This window comes from Moraxella boevrei DSM 14165, assembly GCF_000379845.1.
GTDB classification, from domain to species: domain Bacteria; phylum Pseudomonadota; class Gammaproteobacteria; order Pseudomonadales; family Moraxellaceae; genus Faucicola; species Faucicola boevrei.
The window spans coordinates 20748-42285 of sequence record NZ_KB903781.1 but is presented as its reverse complement, the minus strand read 5'-3'; the positions used below and the strand labels follow the sequence as shown (position 1 = coordinate 42285).

Genomic DNA, 21538 nt, shown 5'->3' with positions numbered 1-21538 from the left:
TTTAAATGATTGATTAAATAATGCTTGCAATCGTGTAAACTTTAAGATAGAATACCGTCCTGTAACCTCATTGGTAGCTTCGCAATTTGATACTATGAACCCCGCCAGGACCGGAAGGTAGCAACGGTAGTAGTTCTCAAGTGTGCCGAAGATGTGCTAGTGGGGTTACATTTTTTCCTTAAATCTTTTGTATTAATATTTTTAATTATTCTTTTAAAAAAATATTGAGTAATATAAATTTTACCCAATATTTTTTTATCTAATTTAAAGCTTATATTTAATTTCTCACCGTTTCCCACGGTGAAATACTGCCCAACTGCACGACTTCTTCTGGGGCTGATTGCGAAATTTTGCGTAAACTTGCCGACAACCACACAAAAAATTCCACGAATTTTACCGCATCCATATGTTTTGGCAAATTATTTACCGATAATTGTTGCAACATTGCCATTTCGCTATCGCCTGTTTCAATACCAATCGGATAAATCACACATTCTTTGGCTTGCTCGGCTCGTTGGCATTGTTGGGTTGCCGACAGCCAGACATCGGCGTTATCGGTTGGCAATCCGTCAGACATGGTGATAATCCACGGACGGGTGTAGCTGATGCCTGCGTTGCGTAGGTTTTGGCGTTCGGTTTCAATCATGCGTATCGCAAGCAACATCCCTTCACCCAATGGCGTAAATCCCCCTTCGGAAAATTTTAGGGGCGTCAAATCCACCGCATCCGTCCAATCCAAAATCAAATTCGCCCCATCATTTACCCCACCGACCGCAATAATTGCCAGTCGGACACGGTTACGAGCGGTTTCGTCATTCATCAAATCATCATAAAACGCTCTCACGCCTGCGTTGAGCATATCAATGCGTTTGTGCCCATTTTTGGTGGACAATGACATCGTGCCTGACACGTCAAGCACCAGTACGCAAAGCGTGCGTTGGGCGACATTGTTACCATAATCAATCTCACGCATCGGTTGATAAGTCATGATTTTTCCTTATAACTATTTTTAATCAAGTTTGAAGTTTATCATCAGTAAAAATGTTTAAAATTGAACCGCCTATTGTAAACAATTTAGCAAAATTTTAGTATATCAAAATGCAAAATTTTAGTATATCAAAATGCAAAATTTTGTTAAAATAACCCAATTTGTTTTTTTAAGCGACTTTGACAAGGAGAATATGATGACGCTGACTGCCGAACTGCACCATTCCCAATCTCTGCCACAACTTACCAAAGATGGACAATTAAAGCATTTTTTGTGTGTGGAAGGCTTAAGCCGTAAGCATTTGATGGCAATTACTGAAAAAGCCAATGGGTATTTACTTGGCGATGGACAAATTAAAAATTCTGATGAATTAACAGGCACGACGGTGATGAACCTATTTTTTGAAAATTCCACCCGCACCCGCACCACTTTTGAAGTCGCCGAAAAACGCTTGGGGGCAAATGTCCTAAACCTTGACATTACCAAATCGTCCACGAGTAAGGGCGAGAGCCTTGCCGACACGCTGTGGAATTTGCAGGCGATGACGGCGGATATGTTTGTGGTGCGTCATTATTCGTCTGGGGCGATGCATTTTATGGCTCAAAAGGTCTGCCCAAGCGTTGCCGTTATTAACGCAGGGGACGGTCAGCACGCCCACCCCACGCAGGCGATGCTAGATATGCTGACCATTCATCGTGAAGCCAAAAAGCCCTTTGACGAACTCTCCGTTGCCATTATTGGCGATGTTAAGCACAGCCGTGTCGCTCGCTCGGACATTTGTGCTTTGCAGACTTTGGGCGTGAAAGATTTGCGAGTGGTCGCCCCCAAAACCTTACTCCCCAAAGGCATTGAACGCTATGGTGTGTCGGTGTTTGACGATATGGACAAGGGCATTGCAGGCGTGGATGTGCTGATTGGACTTCGCATTCAAAATGAACGCATTGGTTCGCCCCTTTTGCCGTCCACTGCTGAGTATTTTAAAATGTACGGCATTACCGACAAACGGCTAAAACTTGCCGACAAAGACGCAATCGTAATGCACCCCGGCCCGATGAATCGTGGCGTGGAAATTGCCTCCGATGTGGCGGATGGCGTGCAATCGGTGATTTTAAAACAGGTTAATAATGGCATTGCTGTTAGAATGGCGGTAATGGCAATGGCAATGGAAGGGCAAAGAAGTTTGAGACAATGATTTAATGAAAAAGTTAATTTATTCTTATCAAAAGTCAAAGTCCGAAGTTTATGATTTTGTGATGAATTTACCAAAAGAGAATTTAAAAAAAGACGGTTTAACCATTCAAAGAAAGTTAAGAAATGAATGGTTAAAAAATTCTTGCAAATTAGCTAAGAAATAAAAATGATAATCACCCCTTTAAAAAACGCCACAAAAAAATTGTCCGAAGGCTTAATTCGTTATCAATCCGATATTAACGATGAACAAATCCGAGATGGACTGATTCAGCGTTTTGAATTTACTTATGAATTAAGCCATAAATTTATCAAACGCTATTTGGAATATAGCTCGCCCACGCCTGATGATATTGATAAACTGGCATTTGGCGATATGATACGCACCGCCAATGAAATTGGGCTTTTGTTTGGCGACTGGTCGGATTGGCGAGTATATCGTGAAATGCGAAATTTGACCAGTCATAGTTATAATGAACAAAAAGCCCTACAAGTGGTTGTCAATATTCCAAAGTTTTTGATAGAAATAGAATTTTTGTTAAATGAATTAGAAAACAGATTAATCAATGACTGATATTTTATTAAGCGAAAGCGAAAAACGTATTGTACAAAACATTTTAAAAACCCATTGCAAAAATGCCAAAGTTTTTGCTTTTGGTTCTCGTGTGAATGGCAATGCCAAGCCTTATTCGGATTTGGATTTGGTGATTAAAGCGGACAATGCGTTGCATTTATCAGACATTGCGTGTCTAAAAGATGAATTTTGCCATTCGGATTTGGTGTTTAAGGTAGATATTTGCGATTGGCAAAGTTTGGACGATGATTTTAAAAGAAGTATTGAAAATGAGTTGGTATTGATTTGATGTTGGTTTTAACATTGGGCGTAAGGTGCATATGACGCACCTTTTAACACTCAAACTTTAAATGGTGCGTGGTACACACCTTACCCATTACCACTTTTATAATTTGGAGAATATAATGTCCATTGCAAAACAATATTTTAAAAGTTTGAAACAAGCCTATGCCGATTTTGGTGGTTTGTCAGAATGGAATGAATTTGAAACGATCATTTGTGGGGCAAGCAATGAACATATTGCCCAATTAAAAGAAAAATTTCCTTTAATCCCACAATCTTTGATTGATTTATTAAAAATTGTGGACGGCACTTATTGGCGAGAATATCAAGGTCAAGAAATTGCCTTTTATGTATTAGCATCAATGCCAGATGAATTTAATTATCCTTGTTATTTAAATTCTAGTGAGCAAATTTTAACAAGTGATGAAGTTGTATTTTTAGCGGATTATATCAATCGAGACATAGACCCTGATTGGGGCGTTGAAATTGATGATAAAATTATTGATGATTTTGATAAAGTGCATTGGCTACATTTTTCAGATTGTATGAATAATGGCGGAACTTCAAAATTGTTTATTGATTTTTCTCCGTCAAAAAGCGGAAAAATCGGGCAAGTAGTGATGTATTTGCACGACCCAGACGAATTAACCGTGATTGCTGATAGTTTTGATGAATATTTGCAAATGCTGATAAATTCAGAATTTGCCTTTATTGAAGATATTGCAGACGACTTTGAAGAGAGTGAATAATGAAAAATTTATTACCAACCAACTGGCAATTTAACGCCGACTCATTAAAAGACGCCGACAACAACAAATGGCTGATTCAGCCCATTGTGGATTTGTGCGGTGTGATTGCAAATGACGAACACGCCACGATAGAGAGCGAGAGCATTTCGGCATATCATAATGGTATTTTGCACATTTGTACACCGCCTGCCAGCTCTCGCCCACAGGACAACCCGTCTTTGATTGACGACATTCGCCACAAGGCAAGTAAATCAGGCGTCAAGCTCTATGCCATTGGAGCTTTGACCGCATCGCTTGGCGGTGAAAAACTTGCCAACATTGCAGGGCTAAAACCCAAAACGATAGCGGTGTCCAATGGGCGATGTGGGTTTGCCAGTGATGATGTGCTTTTGCGAGCGTTGGAATACGCCAAAACCTTTGATGTTCAAGTGTTTTTTTACCCAGACGAGCCGTCCTTGACCAAAAATGGCGTGGCTCACGATGGCTATGTGGCAAGCTATCATGGTCTTTCGGGCATTCCGTGGATTGCTGAGACGGTCGCCCTTGCCAAACAGCTCCTTATCGTGGAAGAAACGGGCGTGTCGGCTCATTTTAGCCAGATTAGCTGTAAATCGTCTGTGGAGCTGATTCGCACCGCCAAGGCAAAGGGCTTGCCCGTTACCTGTGATGTGGCGATGCACCAGCTTCATCTGACGGACGATGCGATTGACGGCTACAATACTTTGGCATTTGTCTATCCGCCCCTTCGCTCCGAGACCGACAAGCGGGCATTGATTAAGGGCTTGCAGGACGGCACGATTGATGCGATTTGTTCTCATCATCAGGCGGTTTCTATGACCGCCAAACTTGCCCCATTCCCCGAAAGTACGGCTGGGATTAGCAATTTTGATACTTTTGTCAGTTTGGGTTGTCAGCTGGTGGCGGACGGCATTTTGACGGCTGAACAACTGGTGGAAAAAATTTGCACCAATCCTGCCAAAATCGCAGGCATTGAAACGATTTATCACGAAAAAGGCGGGGCGGTGCTGATTGACCCAAACTGCGAGTGGACAGTCAGCGATGAGACGATGTTGTCAATGGGCAAAAATACGCCGTTTATTGGGCAGGTTTTAAGAGGGAGAGTGGAAAAAGTGTTTTTTGATTAACACTAAAATCTGTTATAATAGCAAACATTTTTAAGTAAAAAAATGAGTATTTGGCTTAATAAATTTTATTTAACAAAAAATTTAGCGGAGTAAAACAATGACAAACAAAAAAATTCCACACGTTTTGATGATTTTGGACGGTTTTGGACACCGTGAAGACCCAAAAGATAATGCTATCGCACAAGCCAACACACCAAATTTGGATAAACTGTATCAGCGCTATCCACATGGCTTGATTTCAGGCTCTGGCGAAGATGTCGGCTTGCCAGACGGTCAGTTTGGTAACTCAGAAGTTGGGCATATGAATTTGGGTGCAGGGCGGATTTTGTACCAAGATTCTACACGTATTCATAAAGAAATCCGTGAAAAAACCTTTTTTAGCAACGATGTATTAGTAGAAGCAGTAAAAATTGCCAAACAAAAATCTGCCAATGTGCATATTTTAGGGCTTTTGTCGGACGGTGGCGTGCATTCTCATCAAGACCATATGCTTGCCATGTGTGAATTGGCGTTGCAACAAGGGGCAAAAGATGTTTTCGTTCATGCATTTTTGGACGGACGAGACACACCGCCAAAAAGTGCAGACGGTTATTTGGCAGATTTTGAACAAAAAATCGCACAATTAAACAGCCAATATGACGGCAAAATTTACCTTGTCAGCCTAGTGGGGCGTTATTTTGCGATGGACAGGGATAAACGTTGGGATAGGGTGCAACAAGCCTACGACTTATTAACGTTAGCAAAAGCCGAACGTGTGGCAAGTTCTAGTTTAGAAGCGATTAAACTGGCTTATGATAATGATGAAACGGACGAGTTTATCAAGCCTACCTTTATTCAGTATGCGGAAAAAGCGAATGATTTTGGCAAAATCAGCGACAATGATAGCGTAATTTTTATGAATTTTCGTGCCGATAGAGCCAGAGAAATCAGCCAAGCCTTTGTCGAAAATGATTTTTCAGGGTTTGCTCGTAGCATACAACCAAAAATCAGTCGTTTTGTGATGCTGACCAAATATTCGGACGATTTGCAAAACAATGCTTTAACCAGTATTGCCTTTTTGCCAACTGAATTAACAAATACCTTGGGTGAGTTTTTACAAAATAACAACAAAACGCAACTGCGGATTGCCGAAACCGAAAAATACGCCCACGTTACTTTTTTCTTTAGCGGTGGACGTGAGCAAAAATACACAGGCGAAACCCGTATTTTGGTCAATTCGCCCAATGTGGCAACCTACGATTTACAACCTGAAATGAGTGCATTTGAAGTTACTGAAAAACTGAAAAATGCGATTAATGGTGGCGAGCATGATGTGTTGATTGTCAATTATGCCAATGGCGATATGGTTGGGCATACAGGGGTGTTTTCGGCAGCGGTGAAAGCGGTTGAAGCCTTGGATATTTGTATTCAAGACATCGTTGATACTGTGCTTGCACATGATGGGCATCTTATCATCACCGCTGACCATGGCAACTGTGAGCAAATGCAGGATTATGAAAGTGGGCAAGTGCATACCCAGCACACGACCGAGCTTGTGCCATTGATTTATGTGCATAAACATGCCACATCAGAAACAGTAACAGTACGTCAAGGCGGTAAATTATCAGACATTGCACCGACTATTTTGGCATTAATGGGCTTAGAAAAACCAAACGAAATGACAGGTGAAACCCTGCTAAACTTCAGTTAAATTTCAACCGAATTTTAACTAAAAATTAATTTTTAATCATGTAAATTTTAACAAAAATGTTTATATAATTTGACAAAAAAATTGGAAAAATTTATGCCAACCGTGCCAAAACTTGTAACCAAACCACGCATTTTTTGCCAAAAAACTTTAAAAGCGTTAGGTATCGGGTGTTTACTTGTACCAATTTTTTGTCAAACCACCCTTGCCAATCCGTCTGTTAGCGCACTGCCAAGCGATGATGACGGCGAAGTGGAAATTGCGGACGGTTTTGCCATTCCGCCTGATGCCCCACGAGCCGATATGCCGATGCAAACGCCACCCTTGGATATGGATTTTCCTGCGGTAGATGTGGAAAGTATGGACAAACTCGCCCAACTTGCCGAAGAAAATCCCGATATCGGACAAGTGGCAAATGTACCGCTTGGGGCGATTTCGCCGTCAACCATTGCCAAATTTGTTAAAATCATTGATGTTGTACGTCAAGATTATGTAGAAACGGTTGATGATGAACAATTATTTAACAATGCAATGAATGGGGCGTTGGCAAGGCTTGACCCTTATTCGGAATATTTGGACGCCAAAGCCTTTGAAAATTTACGCTTGTTCACTGAAGGCGATGTCGGTAGTATCGGCGTGCAAGTCAGCTATCACGCTGACGAAAAAATGTGGGTGTTTGATGATGTGCTCGCTAACTCACCTGCTGACCAGGCAGGCATTCAAACAGGCTATTATTTACATCAAATTAACGATAACAAGCTCAATGATGAACAAACCCAACAAGATATCGACCAACTTTTGTCAGGTATTGCGGGGACAAGTGTAAAGTTAACGGTTTCAGATAAAGGCAGACGTAAACAAAGTGTGAGCGTTCAGCGAAATTTGGTAGAACAACAATCAGTACAAGCTCGCATGGAACAAGGCGTGGTAATTGTACAAATTCCTGTATTTCAAAACAACACCTTGCAACAAGTCATACGAGCGATTGCAGGGTTAAATGAACCATTTAATGCACTGATTTTGGATGTTCGTAACAATCCAGGTGGCGTGCTGTCATCTGCTAATGACGTAGCAAGTTTGTTTATGAATGATAAAATGTTGGTACAAATCAAAAATCGCAATGGCTTGCAAGAAACCATGAAAACCTATCATAACGCACGCCTTTCCAATGTACCGTTAGCGATTATCCAAAACCGTTATTCGGCATCTGCCGCCGAAGTGTTGGCAAGTGCCTTGCAAGAAAACCAACGTGCTAAAATCTATGGCGAAACTAGCTACGGTAAAGGCTCAATCCAAAGCATCGTGCCTGTGAATGATGACGAAGCGGTGAAATTAACCGTGGCATACTATTACTCAGGCAAAGGGCAAGTCATTGACGGCGTGGGCGTTAAAGCCGATGTACCGTTGCCAAATGGCGAAAGATCGTGGGAAAATCAAGTTTTACAACAAATGTTACAAACCAGTCGACCCACCTTTTATCAACTACATAATACGCCAAATGGGCAGGAATTTTAATGTGATACCCTATACTCAAATAATCCATAAAAGCGTTCAGCCGTTCAGCCGTTCAGCCGTTCAGCCGTTCAGCCGTTCAGCCGTTCAGCCGTTCAGCCGTTCAGCCGTTCAGCCGTTCAGCCGTTCAGCCGTTCAGCCGTTCAGCCGTTCAGCCGTTCAGCCAAAATTATGCTTAAATTCTGTTAAAAGTCAATACACTCACAGTCTAAAATTCTTATTTTTATGTTTTAAAAGCTCGTCTTATGACGGGCTTTTTTCGTGTCCAAAATTTGTCCAAAGTCTATCCAAAAAGGCGGTGCAAAATGACTGATACCGCCCCAATCCAAGCGAGCAACAAACAAGTCAAATCCAAAAAACGAGTAGCCGATTTTGGCGAAGTGTTTACGGGTGAGCGAGAAGTAAACGCAATGCTGGGTCTTTTGCCCGACACCATTTGGCATAACATTACCGCCACATTTTTAGAGCCTGCGTGTGGCAATGGCAATTTTTTGGCACAGATTTTGAGCCGAAAATTGGACGCTGTTCTACAATCGCTATCCGCCAAAAAAATCAAAAAGAGACACCGAGCCTTTAATTACGGATTTTATGCCATTGGGGCGGTTTCATCAATTTATGGCATAGAAATATTAGCAGATAATTGCTACGAGTGCCGTGAGCGATTATTAAATTTATTTATAGAGCATTATCAAACGCATTTTAAAGAAACCGACCAAAATATCATCAAGGTTGTTAAATATTTGCTGGGTCAAAATATCGTCAATGGCGATGCGTTGTTTAACACACCGATTGTATTTAGTGAGTGGGCATTTGTGGGAGAGATGGTTTATCGCACCGATTATATTTATCAAAATATGGTTGATGACAAACATTATCGCACCGAACACCACTTACATAAAAAATACAAGTCAGTTCATTATTTAGAATTAAATGAGAGTACAGAATGGAAAATCTAAATTTATCAATAGACAGCCAATTTACCCCCGATTTGGATAATATCGGCAAAGGTCAATTAAACCTATTTGAACTCGCTTACAATCCTGATGTATTAGATTGTTTGTCTAGCCTTTCTAATGATGAAGTATTTACTTCGCCAAAACTTGCCAATCAAATGCTGGATTTATTGCCGTCTGACATTTGGCAAAATCCCAATGCCAGATTTTTAGACCCTGTCTGTAAATCAGGTGTTTTTTTAAGAGAAATCGTCAAACGCTTAGATAAAGGCTTGGCAAGTCAAATTCCCGATAAACAAACTCGCATTAACCACATTTGTAAAAATCAAGTGTTTGGCATTGCGATTACCCAATTAACCGCCCTATTATCACGCCGTAGTGTGTATTGTGCCAGAATCGCCAATTCGCCATTTTCTATCTGTGATGAATTTGATAATGAAAGTGGCAATATTATTTTTGGCAATGTCAATCATCAATTTGACAATGGCAAATGCACAGAATGTGGGGCAAGCCAAGATGTTTTTGGTAATCGGCAGGGGTTAGAAAATCACGCTTATGCGTTTATTCATAGCGATAAAGACAATGAATTTAAAGAGATTTTAAAAATGAAATTTGATGTGATTATTGGTAATCCGCCTTATCAATTAAGCGATGGTGGTGGAAATGGTTCAAGTGCAATTCCATTATATCATAAGTTTATTGAACAAGCCAAAAAATTAAATCCCGATTATCTGATTATGATTACGCCTAGCCGTTGGTTTACTGGTGGTAAAGGGCTTGATGAATTTCGGGATAATATGCTAAATGATAAACACATTAAAGAAATTCACGATTTTCCCAATTCAAAAGATTGTTTTGATAATGTAGAGATTAAGGGTGGTGTCAATTATTTCTTATGGGATAAAACTCATAATGATGATTGTATGGTGTTTACCTATGATAATGGTTATTGTATTTCGCAAGTAAAACGCCCTTTAAAAGAAAATGGTATTGATGTATTTTTTCGTTATAATCAATCAATATCCATATTAAACAAGGTAAAAAGATTTAATGAGAAAAGTTTTGGCGAGTTGGTGAGTAGTAGAAAGCCTTTTGGGTTATCAAGTAATTTTAGGGGTAATGTAAAGCCTTATATAAACTGCAATGAGAATGTCATTTTATATCAAAATGGCGGTATTAGTTATATTAAAAAATCAGATATTCCAGTTAGTTCCAATAATATTTTAAGACATAAGGTTTATATAACATTTGCTTATGGTGCTGGTGAAGGGTTTCCGCATCAAATAATAAATAAACCTATATACGGTGTTCCAAATAGTGTTTGTACCGAAACCTATCTATTGATAGGTGGTTTTGATAGTGAAGAAATTTGTAATAATGTTATTTCCTATATTTCAACAAGATTTTTTCGTTTTATGGTAATGTTTATTAAAAATACGCAAAATGCAACAAGGAGAGTTTATCAACTTGTCCCAATGCAAGATTTTAGCCGTGCGTGGACAGATGACCAGCTTTATACCAAATATGGGCTATCCAAAGATGAAATCAACTTTATTGAAAGTATGATACGCCCAATGGATAATGAGACTGGTGTAAAACCTAAAAAATCTCGTGGTAAAAAGACCACGCAATCACAGTTAGATTTGGGGAATGATGATGAGTAGAGCAAAACCACATTTTTTAAAAACTAGAAATGTTTTATTTCCAACAAAGGGGGAATTTATAAAACATCTGCAAAATATTCATCATAGAGCAAAAGCAAGCAAAAATGGTTTGGTTTCATCAAATGATGATATTTTGGACTTAATAGATTTTATTCAAGATTATTGTGATAAATCAGAAAGATTACAGGATATTTTTGATTTCGATAATTGTTATTTTATTTTTAAAAAATCGCCAAATTATAATACTGAATGCTTGTTTATTGTTGACAATTTAACAAATAAAGAAGAGCAAATTAGTATTATTCGGTTTGGAAATTCACCAAAACCGATTATAAACTTTCGTTCTTTTTGCACATATACAATTATGGATTTTAAAAGAAACTACCGTATTCAATTAAGTCAAGAGCTTGGAAAAGCTTATGATGAATATGATTTATGGCATAAAAAACCAACAACAAAAGAAATTGTTGATGAGTTTATTGCCATAAAAGATATTGGAGATAAATTAGATGAAGTAATTTCCCCAAATGGTAGTGGTTTTAATGTTCCTGTTTTAAATCAAAAATATGCAGGTCTAAAACAGGAGTTTATTGATTTTTATCAATCCAAAGTTGCAACCCAATTAAATTTTGAATTAAAGCCGAGAAACTAAAATGACCAACCCAACCTTTGCCCAAATCCACGCCCCAAAAATTTATGTTTATTCTGATAGCCGTTATCCAAATTACCTTAAAGTTGGCTACACCGCCCAAGAAACGGTAAGCCAGCGAATGAAACAACATTATCCAACCGTTACGCCAAGCCAAAGTTGGAAACTAGAATTTGAATCGTTGGCGATTAAAGATGACGGCAGTTATTTTAAAGATTTTGCCGTGCATAAAATGCTAGAAACAATGGGCATTAACCGCATTGCAGGCGAATGGTTTGATTGCGATATTGAGACTGTCAAAAACGCCATTTTAAATATTAAGAAAGCCAAAACTTTTGAACGGCAACGCACACAAGATTTTAAAATGCGTCCAGAGCAATTAGACGCTGTGAATAAAACCGCTTATTATTTTAATTCTATTAAACAAGATAAAAATAACAACCGCACACCGCATTTTTTATGGAATGCCAAAATGCGATTTGGTAAAACTTTTGCCACTTATCAGCTTGCCAAAAAGATGAATTGGCAACGGGTACTGATTTTAACCTTTAAACCTGCGGTCAAAAATGCGTGGCAGGAAGATTTAACCACCCACAGCGATTTTAATGGTTGGCAATTTGTCAGCCGTGATAGTGAATTAAAGCTAGAAAACTATGATAAAACTCGTCCGATGGTCTATTTTGCGTCTTTTCAAGATGTTTTGGGTAGAGACAAATTTGGTAATATCAAAGCCAAAAACCAAGAAATTCACGCAATGAATTGGGATTGTGTGGTATTTGATGAATACCATTTTGGGGCGTGGCGTGATAACGCCAAATCGCTTTTTGCCAAAGATGATGAATTGGCAAAAATGCAAAATGAATATCAAGAAATGGAAATTGGGGTAGAAAGTTTTAATGAAAATGAATTGCCCATTACCACAGAGCATTATTTGTATTTATCAGGTACGCCATTTCGAGCGATTGCCAGTGGTGAATTTATAGAGGAGCAGATTTTTAATTGGACTTATGGCGATGAACAAAAAGCCAAATTAGAATGGGATAAGACAAAAGGCGATAATCCTTATTTGTCATTGCCACAAATGATGTTATTAACTTATCAATTACCAGAAAATATTCGCCATATTGCCACACAAGGCGAATTTAATGAATTTGATTTGGGCGAATTTTTTAAAGCAGACGGCAATGGGGAAACGGCTAAATTTAAACACGAAAATTATGTGCAAAAATGGCTGGATTTAATTCGTGATAATCTTGATGAGATGATTGTTACCAATTTAAAACAGGGCAACGCCAAACCGCCAATGCCATTTAGTGATGTGAATTTATTAAACAGTTTATTGCATACGCTTTGGTTTTTGCCCAGTGTGGCAAGTTGTTATGCGATGGCAAATTTATTAAAAGCTCCTAATAATAAATTTTATCACGATTATGATATTATCGTATCGGCAGGCGATAATGCAGGAATGGGCGATAGGGCGTTAATTCCTGTGAATAATGCGATTGGTAACAATCCACTTGCGACAAAATCCATTACGCTGTCGTGTGGCAAGCTGATGACGGGTGTGTCTGTGCCTGCGTGGACGGGGATTTTTATGCTAAGAAATTGTGCCAGCCCTGAGACTTATTTTCAGGCGGGATTTCGGGTGCAGACCCCGTGGACGGTGCGGGGCGATGACGGGGTAAATATTATTAAAAATCAATGCTATATCTTTGATTTTGCTCCCAATCGTGCCTTACGCCAAATCGCCGATTATGCCCATAAACTAAACCCAGCCGAGGGCAACCCTGAGAGTAAAGTATCTGAATTTATCGCCTTTTTGCCTGTGCTTGCCTATGACGGCAGTGCAATGCAACAAGTGGACGCAAAACTACTCCTTGATATGGCGATGAGTGGCACAACGGCAACGCTACTGGCTCGCCGTTGGCAGTCGGCACTTTTGGTCAATGTTGATGATTTTACCTTGCAAAATCTGATGAAAAATCAAGATGCCATGGACGCTTTGATGAAAATTGAAGAGTTTAGAAGCCTTAATGATGATATTGAAGTGGTCATTAACCGCTCTGAAAAAATCAAAGGTTTAAAAGAAAAAGCCAAAGACAATGATGGCGAATTGTCAAAAGAAGACAAAAAGACATTAACCGATGAAGAAAAGGAGCAAAAATCCCTGCGAAAACAAATTCAAGATAAACTCATTAAATTTGCCACTCGTATTCCGATTTTTATGTATTTGAGTGATTTTCGGGAACACAGATTAAAAGATGTGATACAAGAGCTTGAACCTGAATTGTTTACCAAAGTAACAGGTCTAACACAAAAGGATTTTCAATTATTGGTGTCCTTAAATGTCTTTGATGAAAGTGTGATGAATGATGCGGTGTATAAATTCAAACGCTATGAAGACGCAAGCCTTGAATATACAGGGATTGATAAGAAAACGGCGTATTTGGGGTTGTTTAACACAGTCATCATAAATGAACATGTGCAATAATTTGATGGTTATTGCACAAATTGACAAAAGCGTTCAACCTGTATGTAGAAATTTATTTAGGATTATTTAACAACTGTGGGTCAACCGCATCCAAATCGGTGGCTTTTAGTTTTGGATAATCTTTTTTGCAAAACGTTGGGTCAAGGCGACAAATCGCATTTTGCAACTCATCAAGTCTTGCTTCCGATTGGCGAATATGCTCTAACATCTTAATAAAACTTAACGCCACAGGGTCTTGCGTGTTTGGGTCAATGCCGTATTGGTGAAATTCTTTGGCAAATTGGCTAAAATCGGGTTTTTTAGCTGATTGTTTGGCATTATTTTTAGCATCTTCATCAGATTGGTTATCAACTTTTGCTTGATTTTCAGGACTGACAGGATTGTTGCTTACCAAGCTATCTATCCCGACTTTTTCTGCCAAATTTTTGTCTTGAATTAACCGTGCTGCATTGCCAACCATGGTCGCCCCTGCAGGGACTTCTTTGACAACCACCGCATTTGAGCCGATTTTGGCATATTTACCAACCGTAAATCCGCCCAACACTTTCGCCCCTGCACCGACCACCACGCCATCTTCTAAAGTTGGGTGGCGTTTGCCTTCATTCAGCGACACACCGCCGAGCGTTACGCCATGATATAGCGTAACATCATCGCCGATTTCTGCCGTTTCACCAATCACCACGCCCATGCCGTGATCGATAAAAAAACGTCTGCCGATTTTTGCGGCTGGGTGGATTTCAATGCCTGTCAAAAAGCGGTTAGCAAAGGAAATAAAGCGGGCCAAACCTTTTTGCTCAGCGTGCCAAACTTGGTGAGCAATGCGGTGAAAAATAATAGCGTGAACCCCCGGATAAGTCAGCAAAACTTCAGCCGTATTGCGGGCAGCGGGGTCTCGTTCAAAGACCGCTTGCACGTCTTCTTTGATTTCTCGGCGAAAGGTAGTCATGGCGGTTTTAAGTTTTTTTAGCGGTGAAAACATGGTTTTTCTCAATATCTTTGCGTTTATCTTTGGTGTTTAATTGCACAAATTATAGCAAAATTAATAGGATAAAAAAACCGCTATTCAACGTAGCGGTTTTTGTTTTGGCACGGATTTTAGTTAATCAGTTTTTCTTGACGTTTTGACAAAATCAACATAATTACGATAATCGCCACATAAACCCCTTGAGCAGTCATCGTCTGCACTGTCGGAAAAAATCCAGCCCACTCTATTGCTGGTAAATTTGGCACAAGCGTGCGATTGATATGATTGGTTAACTGTAAGGCGGACAGGCTAATTCCTAAAATCTTAAATCCTAAAAAATAAATCGTCCACGTCAAAATCTTAAACAAAAACGGAATGGGCAATTTAACAGATGTTTTTAGCATGATAAAGGCAGTCACTGCCAAAATCACAAGTGCCATGCCAATCCCTGTCAAAAAATTCGCCATACTGATATTCGGCAAAATCCCCACATAAAACAAAATCGTCTCTGCCCCTTCTCGGAATACTGACAAAAATGCTAAAGTAAACAAGCCAAAAAACGATCCTATCGTCATGGCTTTGCTCATGTGTGATTTGATATAGGTATTCCATTTTGCCACCGATGATTTGCTATGTAGCCAAGCTCCGATACCAAGCATCATGAACACCGCCACGATACCGACCACCCCTTCTAAGGCTTCACGGTTTGCACCACTTGTCGTTGCAGGAAATAATTTTTGCAAAATAATTGCCCCACCGACACTTGCTAAAAGACCTGTCATCACACCTGCATACACATACTTTTTGGCGGAAGCTTGCTTAGCGACTTTTAAGGCGGTGATGAGTGCCATGACAATCAGCAGGGCTTCCAAACCTTCACGCAATAAAATCAGCATGGAATCGATGGCGGTGTATTGGGCTTTTGGGTTAATTTTAGCAAGTTCATCAATAATGTTCTGTAAGTTAGCTTGCTGTTCAGCTTTCTCGCCAGTTGCCATAATTATCGGAATTTGGCTTTCAACTTTAGAATACAAAGCGGGATTGCGAGTAGATACATCACCCTCAATCATCACCCAAATGTCAATAAATTCGCCAAGTTTACTTTGTGCAACTGCTATCTTGCCATTTTGAAAATTTACCAAACCATCTTTTAGCAAATCAATGCCATAATTTAAATCAACATCTTTTTCAACCTGCTTTATCGCTTCGCCGTTGTTGTAGCTCATCACGGCACTTTCCAATTTGGCAAATTGGTCTTTTATCTGTTCATGATTGGGCGGACTACTCTCAATCGCAACTCGGATTAACGCCAGTGGCGTCTCTATTTTGCCATAATGTGCCATGCTCGTATTTCGCACCACTCGCTCGTTCGCCACCCATGTGCGGTTAAATTTATCGTAAGCAACCCTTAAATCTGCCAATTTTTGTGGTGAGTTATCAAAACTATTAATCGCCCCTTTTAAGGTCTCAAGCTCTGGTGTGACTTTTTTGGCAAACTCTTTGCGTTTGGCACGATAGTCCACAGGATTTTGCAGTTTTTCTAGGGCGTAAATGTTGGTGGATAAATCGGACAAATTGGTTTCGTTAGGTGAGTTTATTGCATTAGCAAAAGCATCATGAACCGCTTGTTTTTCGCTCGCTAAATCAGCACGAATAACAAGTTTGTCAAATTCACTTGCCAAAATTGTTAATTCATCAACGCCTTTTTGCGTGTCACCTTGTTTGACCAAGCCCATCACATCTGATAGTCCGATAAATATTGGGCTAAAATTGGTTTTTTCTTGAGCTTGAACGGTTTGAGCTTGGGTGCTTGCAACCGCTTGATTTTTCTCGCTATTTGCTAAGGCAGGATTGATTAAAATACCAAATGATAACATCAAAGCAACGGTTAGTTTTTTATAAAATATCATACGATTATCCAATTTTTTTAAATATAAGATTTAAGTCCAATCAGCATACACCGTGCCATCATCTTGCAAGCACAACCACACAAATCCTGCTGGACAATTTGGCATAAAAAACCAAGTATAAAAAGCACCATCTTCTGTTAAAAGTGGTACTTCACTTTTGGGGAAATTTTTTTTGCCATTGTTTAATTTGACTATCAATCGAACCTGTTAAAAACTTGTCATTTTTGCCCAATTTCATCAAGCCATTTTCTAAGGCATATCACATAAAATCCAAAAAAACTCGTCTTTTAAAAGCAAAATTATGCGTGTCGCCAAACAATACCAAATGCTCATCACCTTCAATACACTGCCAAATATTATGACTGGCTAGACCACAAACATTGTGGACGAATTTTTTAATCGCTTGATAATAAAGCCATTTTTTGGTTTCATTGCCATTTATCCTATTGGCTTTCAAATAAGGCTTGACCCAAATACTCACCTTGTTTCACCCCACCAAAGCACAAAAACAGTCCGCTACCGATGTGGGTGGTGTACTCGTTCATTTTATCAACCTTACCAAACGCATTTTGAATAACGGAAAATTGCATGGGCGATTTTTGAAACGAGATAAACAGTAGTCCTGCATTAAACTGCCCAGTTTTGGCATCAATACCACTGGCGTACGAATAGGAACGGCGGAGCATTTGTAGCCCTGTACGTTTGGCAAGCCCCATGTGCGAAATATCAGGCACAAGCGTTTTGCCATTTGCATTCTTTTCATTGACATCAAACTCATCAAACTCGCCCGTCTTGCCGATACTCGCCCCACTCTCACGATGGCGACCAAAGGTGTCTTCCTGCCCTTGTAGGCTTGTTCTATCCCATGTTTCTAGGTGCATTTGGATAATGCGTGCGACCAAATATGTGCCATTTTTAAATACGCCCTCGTCAATCCACAACCATTTGTCCGCATCTTCAAGCGTGTTTTTGTTTGCCGTACCGTCCTTAAAACCAAACAAATTACGTGGGGTTTCATGCCCTGTATCAAAGGCATTGTAACCCGTCTGCGACCATTTCATGGTAACGAGCGAGCGAGCCTGACGCACCAGCTGTCGCACCGCATGAAAGGCAACTTGCGGGTCATCAGCACACGCCTGAACACAAATATCACCACCAGAGAGTTCGGGGCGAATTTGGTCTCGTGGAAAATTTGGCAAGTCGCTAAATTCTGGTGGTGCTTTATCAGTTAAATTTAACTTTTGCAAAAAAGATGGGCTAATCCCAAAGGTGAGCGTTAAGCCATACGCCGACAAGCTATCCGCTTCGCCCGTATCGGTAGGCGGAACGTGTGGATTATCAGAATAGGGCAAAATATTTTCACCCTTCATAAGCTTCACCGAATAATCTGTCCAATCTTTAAACATTTGAGCAATCGCTTTTACATCCGTTGAATGCAAATCCAACACCAAAAAATACACATGACGCTGGACAGGCGTTAAAATCCCTGACTGGTGCGTGTCATAAAATTCGTATTTTTTATCGGCAAAGCAGTTTTTGGCAGAAGTTGCGTCTGAACCTGCGTGTTTTGGGTTGTCGTTGTCATTGCCTTTGGCGGTATTATTGCTTAGATTGTTACTAGACGAATGTTGTGTCTTGTCATCGCAACCCGTCAAAAGCGTTGCCCCAGCAAGGCTTGCAACACCCATATTTTGCAAAAATTGACGGCGATTTTTTAAATTTGACATAATTTTCCCCTTTATTTTCGATTTTTAACGAAAAAAGCACTAACAACAACTTTGTCGTTAATGCTTTTGCTTATCAAATCCTTGCAGTCATTTACATTTACTGCATAACAATGCCCATTTGAGCGAGTGGCTCACCCAATTTATTAACTGCTTCAGCAAGGGCTTTAATTTCATCTTGAGCTAATTTGTCATAGAGTTTATAGTCTTTTTCACCCACTTTTTGCTTGTCAAGTAACGCATTAACATCGGCAAATTTTTGGGTCAAATCTTTGACTAACTCAGGATTTTTTGCTTGTAATTTTGGCGTTAAAATTTGGAAAATTTTCTCAGCACCTTCAATATTCGCTTTAAAATCATAAAGGTCGGTTTTTGAGAAAATCTCTTCTTCTCCTGTAATTTTAGTCGTCGATACTTCATTTAATAAATCTACCGAACCTTGCACCATAAGCTCAGGCGTTACGTCGGCGGTTGGGATTTTGGCACGCAGTTCTTTGACATCGGCAATCAACTTATCGCCCAATGCTTCCGTGCCTTTGGTCGTGTTTTTTGTCCACAGGATTTTTTCGATGGCGTGAAAACCCGTCCAAACTTCATCTTTTTCAAGGTCAGCTTCACGGTTGTCAATGCGTGGGTCAAGGTCACCAAAACTCTCAGCAATCGGCTCGCTACGCTCAAAATACATACGGGCGTGTGGATATAAGGCTTTGGCCTCCTCTGTTTTGCCTGCCTTTAATAGTGCAACAAATTTTTCAGTCTCCACCAACATTTGGTCAATTTGCCCTTCCACAAATTTTTTGTATTCGGTGGTTTCAGCAGATAAGTCAGTATCAGCGGTTGAAGCACCTGTAACTACTGGGGCGGTTGTGCTTGCGTTGGTTGGCGTTTGAGCATTTTCGGTAGGTTTTTGACAAGCGGTTAAAACGGTGATGATTGCTAAAGCTAGCAATGATTTTTTCATAACATTTCCTATTTAAATGAGTTAAAATATTGTTATACTTTGTTAAGTGTTATCTTTTTTAACAAAATTGATACAACTATTATAGTTTAAATGATAATTATTATCAATCCTTTTGAGAAATCCTTTATCAGTTTTGTTGAATGACATGGCTAATAAATTTCACTGTTGATTAAAAATTTTTCATGTTAAAATAATCGGTCTTGCCATTCATGCTGCTTGCCAACGTTGAAAGTAAATTTGCCCAGTGGCAATTTAGTAAAAAGCAATTACAAATCCATTCGCCAAATTAACAAAAATTATGCTAAAACTCACACCACGCCTAGATAACAACGAATTTTTACAAAAATTACCAACAACGTTTCAGCAGTTAGCACCACTTGCCGAACAATCCATGACCTTAGCCCGTATTTTGGCAGGGCGTGGCGTGCTTGCACCGACTGAGCTAGATACTGATCTGGGGGCATTATTGCCCGCCAATCAGCTATTAGACATTGACAACGCCGTTGCCCTACTTAACCAAGCTATTGATAATCAACAAAAAATTTTAATCATCGGTGATTTTGACTGCGATGGGGCGACCAGTACCGCTCTTATGGTGCGAGTGTTGCGAGAAATGGGAGCAAACGTTGAGTTTTTAGTGCCTGACCGCTTTAAATATGGCTATGGCTTGACCCCTGAAATCGTAGATTTGGGCGTGGAAAGCTATCAGCCTGACATGATTGTCACAGTGGATAATGGTATCTCTAGCCATGCAGGGGTAGAACGTGCCAAACAATATGGCTTGACCGTGGTTATCACCGACCATCACTTGACCAACAAAGTAAAACCTAACGCTAATGCGGTGGTTAATCCCAATCAACTGGGTTGTGCGTTTGCCAGTAAATCGTTAGTAGGCGTTGGTGTGGCGTTTTATGTGCTTGGCAATTTGGCAAAAATCCGCCGTGAGCAACAAAAACCCACCACCCACGTTAGCAAATATTTAGATTTGGTGGCGTTAGGCACGATTGCCGATGTGGGGGTTTTGGATCAAAACAATCGGATTTTGGTGCATCATGGCTTAATGGCTATCCGTGAAGGACGTTGTTGTTTGGGAATTTTGGCATTGTTAGAACAAGCTAGCAAACAGCCAAGCGAAATTACTGCACAAGATTTTGGTTTTATCATCGGACCCCGCATTAATGCCGCAGGTCGCATGGACAATATGCAAATTGGTATTGAATGTTTGCTCAGTGATGATTGGCAACAAGCAACCGAATTGGCAAGTGAGCTCAATCAATTAAACCTTGAACGTCGTCAAGTGGAACAAGGAATGCGAGAACAAGCCGACATAATTTTACAAAATAAACATTTAGACAGCCAAGATAGTGACAGTTTGACAAACGCATCGCATAAACGCAGTATTATTTTGTACCAAGACAATTGGCATCAAGGGGTGATTGGCATTGTGGCAGGTCGTCTTAAAGAACGTTATCATTTACCTGCGATTGTGTTCGCCCCTGCCGATACCAGTGCGGTGAGCGACAGCGATTTAATCAAAGGCTCAGCACGCTCTATCGCAGGCGTGCATATCCGTGATATGATTGAAACGGTGGCACAACGTCATCCAGAGCTGATTACGCATTTTGGCGGTCATGCCATGGCAGCAGGCTTAAGCATTGAAAAACGCCATTTTTCTGCATTTTGCCAAGCATTTGAAAACGTATTAAGCAAGTTAGATGCCGATGTGTTTGAAGAAACTTTGCTGACAGACGGTCAGTTATTAGCCCAAGATTTTAATACACAATTTGTCTATTTTTTAAACAATTTAACCGTTTGGGGGCATGGTTTTGTGCCACCGATTTTTGACGGTGTGTTTGTAGTACAAGATTTTCGGGTGTTAAAACAACGCCATGTCAAACTTTGGCTTAGCCACCCCGATGTTGCCTTTACCATTGAAGCGATTTGGTTTAACACAGATTTTGAAGCGTTTAATCCAAACGATATTGAGCCAAGCGTTAGCCAAGCCCATTTGTTATTTAGCCTTGATAACAATGAATTTAATGGACAAGTTAAACTGCAATTACTCATTAAAAAAGCGGTGCTAGTCTAGGTTATTAC

Annotated in this window: 20 protein-coding genes and 1 other RNA gene; 14 read left to right on the top strand and 7 right to left on the bottom strand. The window is 40.0% G+C overall.

What is annotated here, in order from left to right; genetic code table 11:
• Positions 1–68: 68 nt before the first annotated feature.
• Positions 69–165, top strand: an RNA gene (gene ffs / locus A3G3_RS14240) — signal recognition particle sRNA small type.
• A 112-nt stretch (positions 166–277) separates the two neighbouring features.
• Here ffs and A3G3_RS0105560 read toward each other — a convergent pair.
• Positions 278–988, bottom strand: a complete 711-nt coding sequence (locus tag A3G3_RS0105560) for a vWA domain-containing protein (protein ID WP_019519553.1) — start codon at positions 986–988, stop codon at positions 278–280.
• A 193-nt stretch (positions 989–1181) separates the two neighbouring features.
• Between A3G3_RS0105560 and A3G3_RS0105555 the strand changes: the two genes are divergently transcribed.
• The 12 genes from A3G3_RS0105555 to A3G3_RS0105500 all read left to right on the top strand — a co-directional run bounded on the left by A3G3_RS0105555 (position 1182) and on the right by A3G3_RS0105500 (position 13882).
• Positions 1182–2180 carry an aspartate carbamoyltransferase catalytic subunit gene (locus tag A3G3_RS0105555; RefSeq protein WP_026212868.1) on the top strand — a complete coding sequence of 333 codons (999 nt, stop codon included), beginning with the start codon at positions 1182–1184 and terminating at the stop codon, positions 2178–2180.
• Between the two features lie 165 nt (positions 2181–2345).
• Positions 2346–2750: a nucleotidyltransferase substrate binding protein gene (locus A3G3_RS0105545; RefSeq protein WP_019519550.1), complete on the top strand. Its 405-nt coding sequence runs from the start codon at positions 2346–2348 to the stop codon at positions 2748–2750.
• Positions 2743–3039 (top strand): nucleotidyltransferase family protein, encoded by a 297-nt coding sequence (locus A3G3_RS0105540; RefSeq protein WP_019519549.1) that lies wholly within the window; start codon positions 2743–2745, stop codon positions 3037–3039. The genes A3G3_RS0105545 and A3G3_RS0105540 overlap by 8 nt, the downstream gene beginning before the upstream one ends.
• Positions 3040–3154: 115 nt before the next feature.
• Positions 3155–3781, top strand: coding sequence for an SMI1/KNR4 family protein (locus A3G3_RS0105535; RefSeq protein WP_019519548.1), 627 nt, complete (start codon positions 3155–3157; stop codon positions 3779–3781).
• A complete protein-coding gene (locus tag A3G3_RS0105530; RefSeq protein WP_019519547.1) occupies positions 3781–4926 on the top strand; it encodes a dihydroorotase in 1146 nt (381 codons plus the stop codon). Before A3G3_RS0105535 ends, A3G3_RS0105530 begins: the two co-directional genes overlap by 1 nt.
• A 97-nt stretch (positions 4927–5023) precedes the next feature.
• A complete protein-coding gene (gene gpmI / locus A3G3_RS0105525; RefSeq protein ID WP_019519546.1) occupies positions 5024–6616 on the top strand; it encodes a 2,3-bisphosphoglycerate-independent phosphoglycerate mutase in 1593 nt (530 codons plus the stop codon).
• Between the two features lie 93 nt (positions 6617–6709).
• On the top strand, positions 6710–8128 hold the full coding sequence (locus A3G3_RS0105520) for a S41 family peptidase (RefSeq protein WP_019519545.1): 1419 nt from the start codon (positions 6710–6712) through the stop codon (positions 8126–8128).
• A gap of 1 nt (position 8129) precedes the next feature.
• Positions 8130–8438: a hypothetical protein gene (locus A3G3_RS14665; protein ID WP_211207547.1), complete on the top strand. Its 309-nt coding sequence runs from the start codon at positions 8130–8132 to the stop codon at positions 8436–8438.
• Positions 8431–9081, top strand: a complete 651-nt coding sequence (locus tag A3G3_RS0105515; RefSeq protein WP_019519544.1) for a hypothetical protein — start codon at positions 8431–8433, stop codon at positions 9079–9081. Before A3G3_RS14665 ends, A3G3_RS0105515 begins: the two co-directional genes overlap by 8 nt.
• Positions 9069–10742: an Eco57I restriction-modification methylase domain-containing protein gene (locus A3G3_RS0105510; RefSeq protein WP_019519543.1), complete on the top strand. Its 1674-nt coding sequence runs from the start codon at positions 9069–9071 to the stop codon at positions 10740–10742. Before A3G3_RS0105515 ends, A3G3_RS0105510 begins: the two co-directional genes overlap by 13 nt.
• Entirely contained in the window at positions 10735–11394 is a 660-nt protein-coding gene (locus A3G3_RS0105505) for a hypothetical protein (RefSeq protein ID WP_019519542.1), read from the top strand. Before A3G3_RS0105510 ends, A3G3_RS0105505 begins: the two co-directional genes overlap by 8 nt.
• A 1-nt stretch (position 11395) precedes the next feature.
• Complete coding sequence (locus A3G3_RS0105500) at positions 11396–13882, top strand: DEAD/DEAH box helicase (protein ID WP_019519541.1); 2487 nt, start codon at positions 11396–11398, stop codon at positions 13880–13882.
• A 52-nt stretch (positions 13883–13934) separates the two neighbouring features.
• On the opposite strand, the gene cysE is transcribed toward A3G3_RS0105500, so the two are convergent.
• The 6 genes from cysE to efeO form a co-directional block, all read right to left on the bottom strand.
• Positions 13935–14861 carry a serine O-acetyltransferase gene (gene cysE, locus A3G3_RS13240; RefSeq protein ID WP_019519540.1) on the bottom strand — a complete coding sequence of 309 codons (927 nt, stop codon included), beginning with the start codon at positions 14859–14861 and terminating at the stop codon, positions 13935–13937.
• Between the two features lie 116 nt (positions 14862–14977).
• Positions 14978–16756, bottom strand: coding sequence for an FTR1 family iron permease (locus tag A3G3_RS0105490; RefSeq protein WP_019519539.1), 1779 nt, complete (start codon positions 16754–16756; stop codon positions 14978–14980).
• A 30-nt stretch (positions 16757–16786) separates the two neighbouring features.
• On the bottom strand, positions 16787–16954 hold the full coding sequence (locus tag A3G3_RS14485) for a hypothetical protein (RefSeq protein ID WP_156802109.1): 168 nt from the start codon (positions 16952–16954) through the stop codon (positions 16787–16789).
• A 61-nt stretch (positions 16955–17015) separates the two neighbouring features.
• Positions 17016–17237 carry a hypothetical protein gene (locus A3G3_RS0105480; protein WP_156802108.1) on the bottom strand — a complete coding sequence of 74 codons (222 nt, stop codon included), beginning with the start codon at positions 17235–17237 and terminating at the stop codon, positions 17016–17018.
• A complete protein-coding gene (locus tag A3G3_RS0105475; protein WP_019519537.1) occupies positions 17200–18483 on the bottom strand; it encodes a Dyp-type peroxidase in 1284 nt (427 codons plus the stop codon). Before A3G3_RS0105475 ends, A3G3_RS0105480 begins: the two co-directional genes overlap by 38 nt.
• 97 nt (positions 18484–18580) lie before the next feature.
• Positions 18581–19441 carry an iron uptake system protein EfeO gene (efeO, locus tag A3G3_RS0105470; protein WP_019519536.1) on the bottom strand — a complete coding sequence of 287 codons (861 nt, stop codon included), beginning with the start codon at positions 19439–19441 and terminating at the stop codon, positions 18581–18583.
• Between the two features lie 298 nt (positions 19442–19739).
• Between efeO and recJ the strand changes: the two genes are divergently transcribed.
• Positions 19740–21530 carry a single-stranded-DNA-specific exonuclease RecJ gene (recJ, locus tag A3G3_RS0105465; protein WP_019519535.1) on the top strand — a complete coding sequence of 597 codons (1791 nt, stop codon included), beginning with the start codon at positions 19740–19742 and terminating at the stop codon, positions 21528–21530.
• Positions 21531–21538: the final 8 nt, after the last annotated feature.

What these genes read in the sequence shown, in the direction of transcription:
- A3G3_RS0105530 (WP_019519547.1), top strand. Translation starts at nt 3,781, where the DNA reads ATGAAAAATTTATTACCAACCAACTGGCAATTTAACGCCGACTCATTA.
- A3G3_RS0105510 (WP_019519543.1), top strand. Translation starts at nt 9,069, where the DNA reads ATGGAAAATCTAAATTTATCAATAGACAGCCAATTTACCCCCGATTTG.
- A3G3_RS0105520 (WP_019519545.1), top strand. Translation starts at nt 6,710, where the DNA reads ATGCCAACCGTGCCAAAACTTGTAACCAAACCACGCATTTTTTGCCAA.
- A3G3_RS0105490 (WP_019519539.1), bottom strand. Translation starts at nt 16,756, where the DNA reads ATGATATTTTATAAAAAACTAACCGTTGCTTTGATGTTATCATTTGGT.
- A3G3_RS0105535 (WP_019519548.1), top strand. Translation starts at nt 3,155, where the DNA reads ATGTCCATTGCAAAACAATATTTTAAAAGTTTGAAACAAGCCTATGCC.
- recJ (WP_019519535.1), top strand. Translation starts at nt 19,740, where the DNA reads ATGCTAAAACTCACACCACGCCTAGATAACAACGAATTTTTACAAAAA.
- efeO (WP_019519536.1), bottom strand. Translation starts at nt 19,441, where the DNA reads ATGAAAAAATCATTGCTAGCTTTAGCAATCATCACCGTTTTAACCGCT.
- A3G3_RS0105560 (WP_019519553.1), bottom strand. Translation starts at nt 988, where the DNA reads ATGACTTATCAACCGATGCGTGAGATTGATTATGGTAACAATGTCGCC.
- A3G3_RS0105505 (WP_019519542.1), top strand. Translation starts at nt 10,735, where the DNA reads ATGAGTAGAGCAAAACCACATTTTTTAAAAACTAGAAATGTTTTATTT.
- A3G3_RS0105545 (WP_019519550.1), top strand. Translation starts at nt 2,346, where the DNA reads ATGATAATCACCCCTTTAAAAAACGCCACAAAAAAATTGTCCGAAGGC.
- A3G3_RS0105555 (WP_026212868.1), top strand. Translation starts at nt 1,182, where the DNA reads ATGATGACGCTGACTGCCGAACTGCACCATTCCCAATCTCTGCCACAA.
- cysE (WP_019519540.1), bottom strand. Translation starts at nt 14,861, where the DNA reads ATGTTTTCACCGCTAAAAAAACTTAAAACCGCCATGACTACCTTTCGC.
- A3G3_RS0105540 (WP_019519549.1), top strand. Translation starts at nt 2,743, where the DNA reads ATGACTGATATTTTATTAAGCGAAAGCGAAAAACGTATTGTACAAAAC.
- A3G3_RS0105475 (WP_019519537.1), bottom strand. Translation starts at nt 18,483, where the DNA reads ATGTCAAATTTAAAAAATCGCCGTCAATTTTTGCAAAATATGGGTGTT.
- gpmI (WP_019519546.1), top strand. Translation starts at nt 5,024, where the DNA reads ATGACAAACAAAAAAATTCCACACGTTTTGATGATTTTGGACGGTTTT.
- A3G3_RS0105500 (WP_019519541.1), top strand. Translation starts at nt 11,396, where the DNA reads ATGACCAACCCAACCTTTGCCCAAATCCACGCCCCAAAAATTTATGTT.
- A3G3_RS0105515 (WP_019519544.1), top strand. Translation starts at nt 8,431, where the DNA reads ATGACTGATACCGCCCCAATCCAAGCGAGCAACAAACAAGTCAAATCC.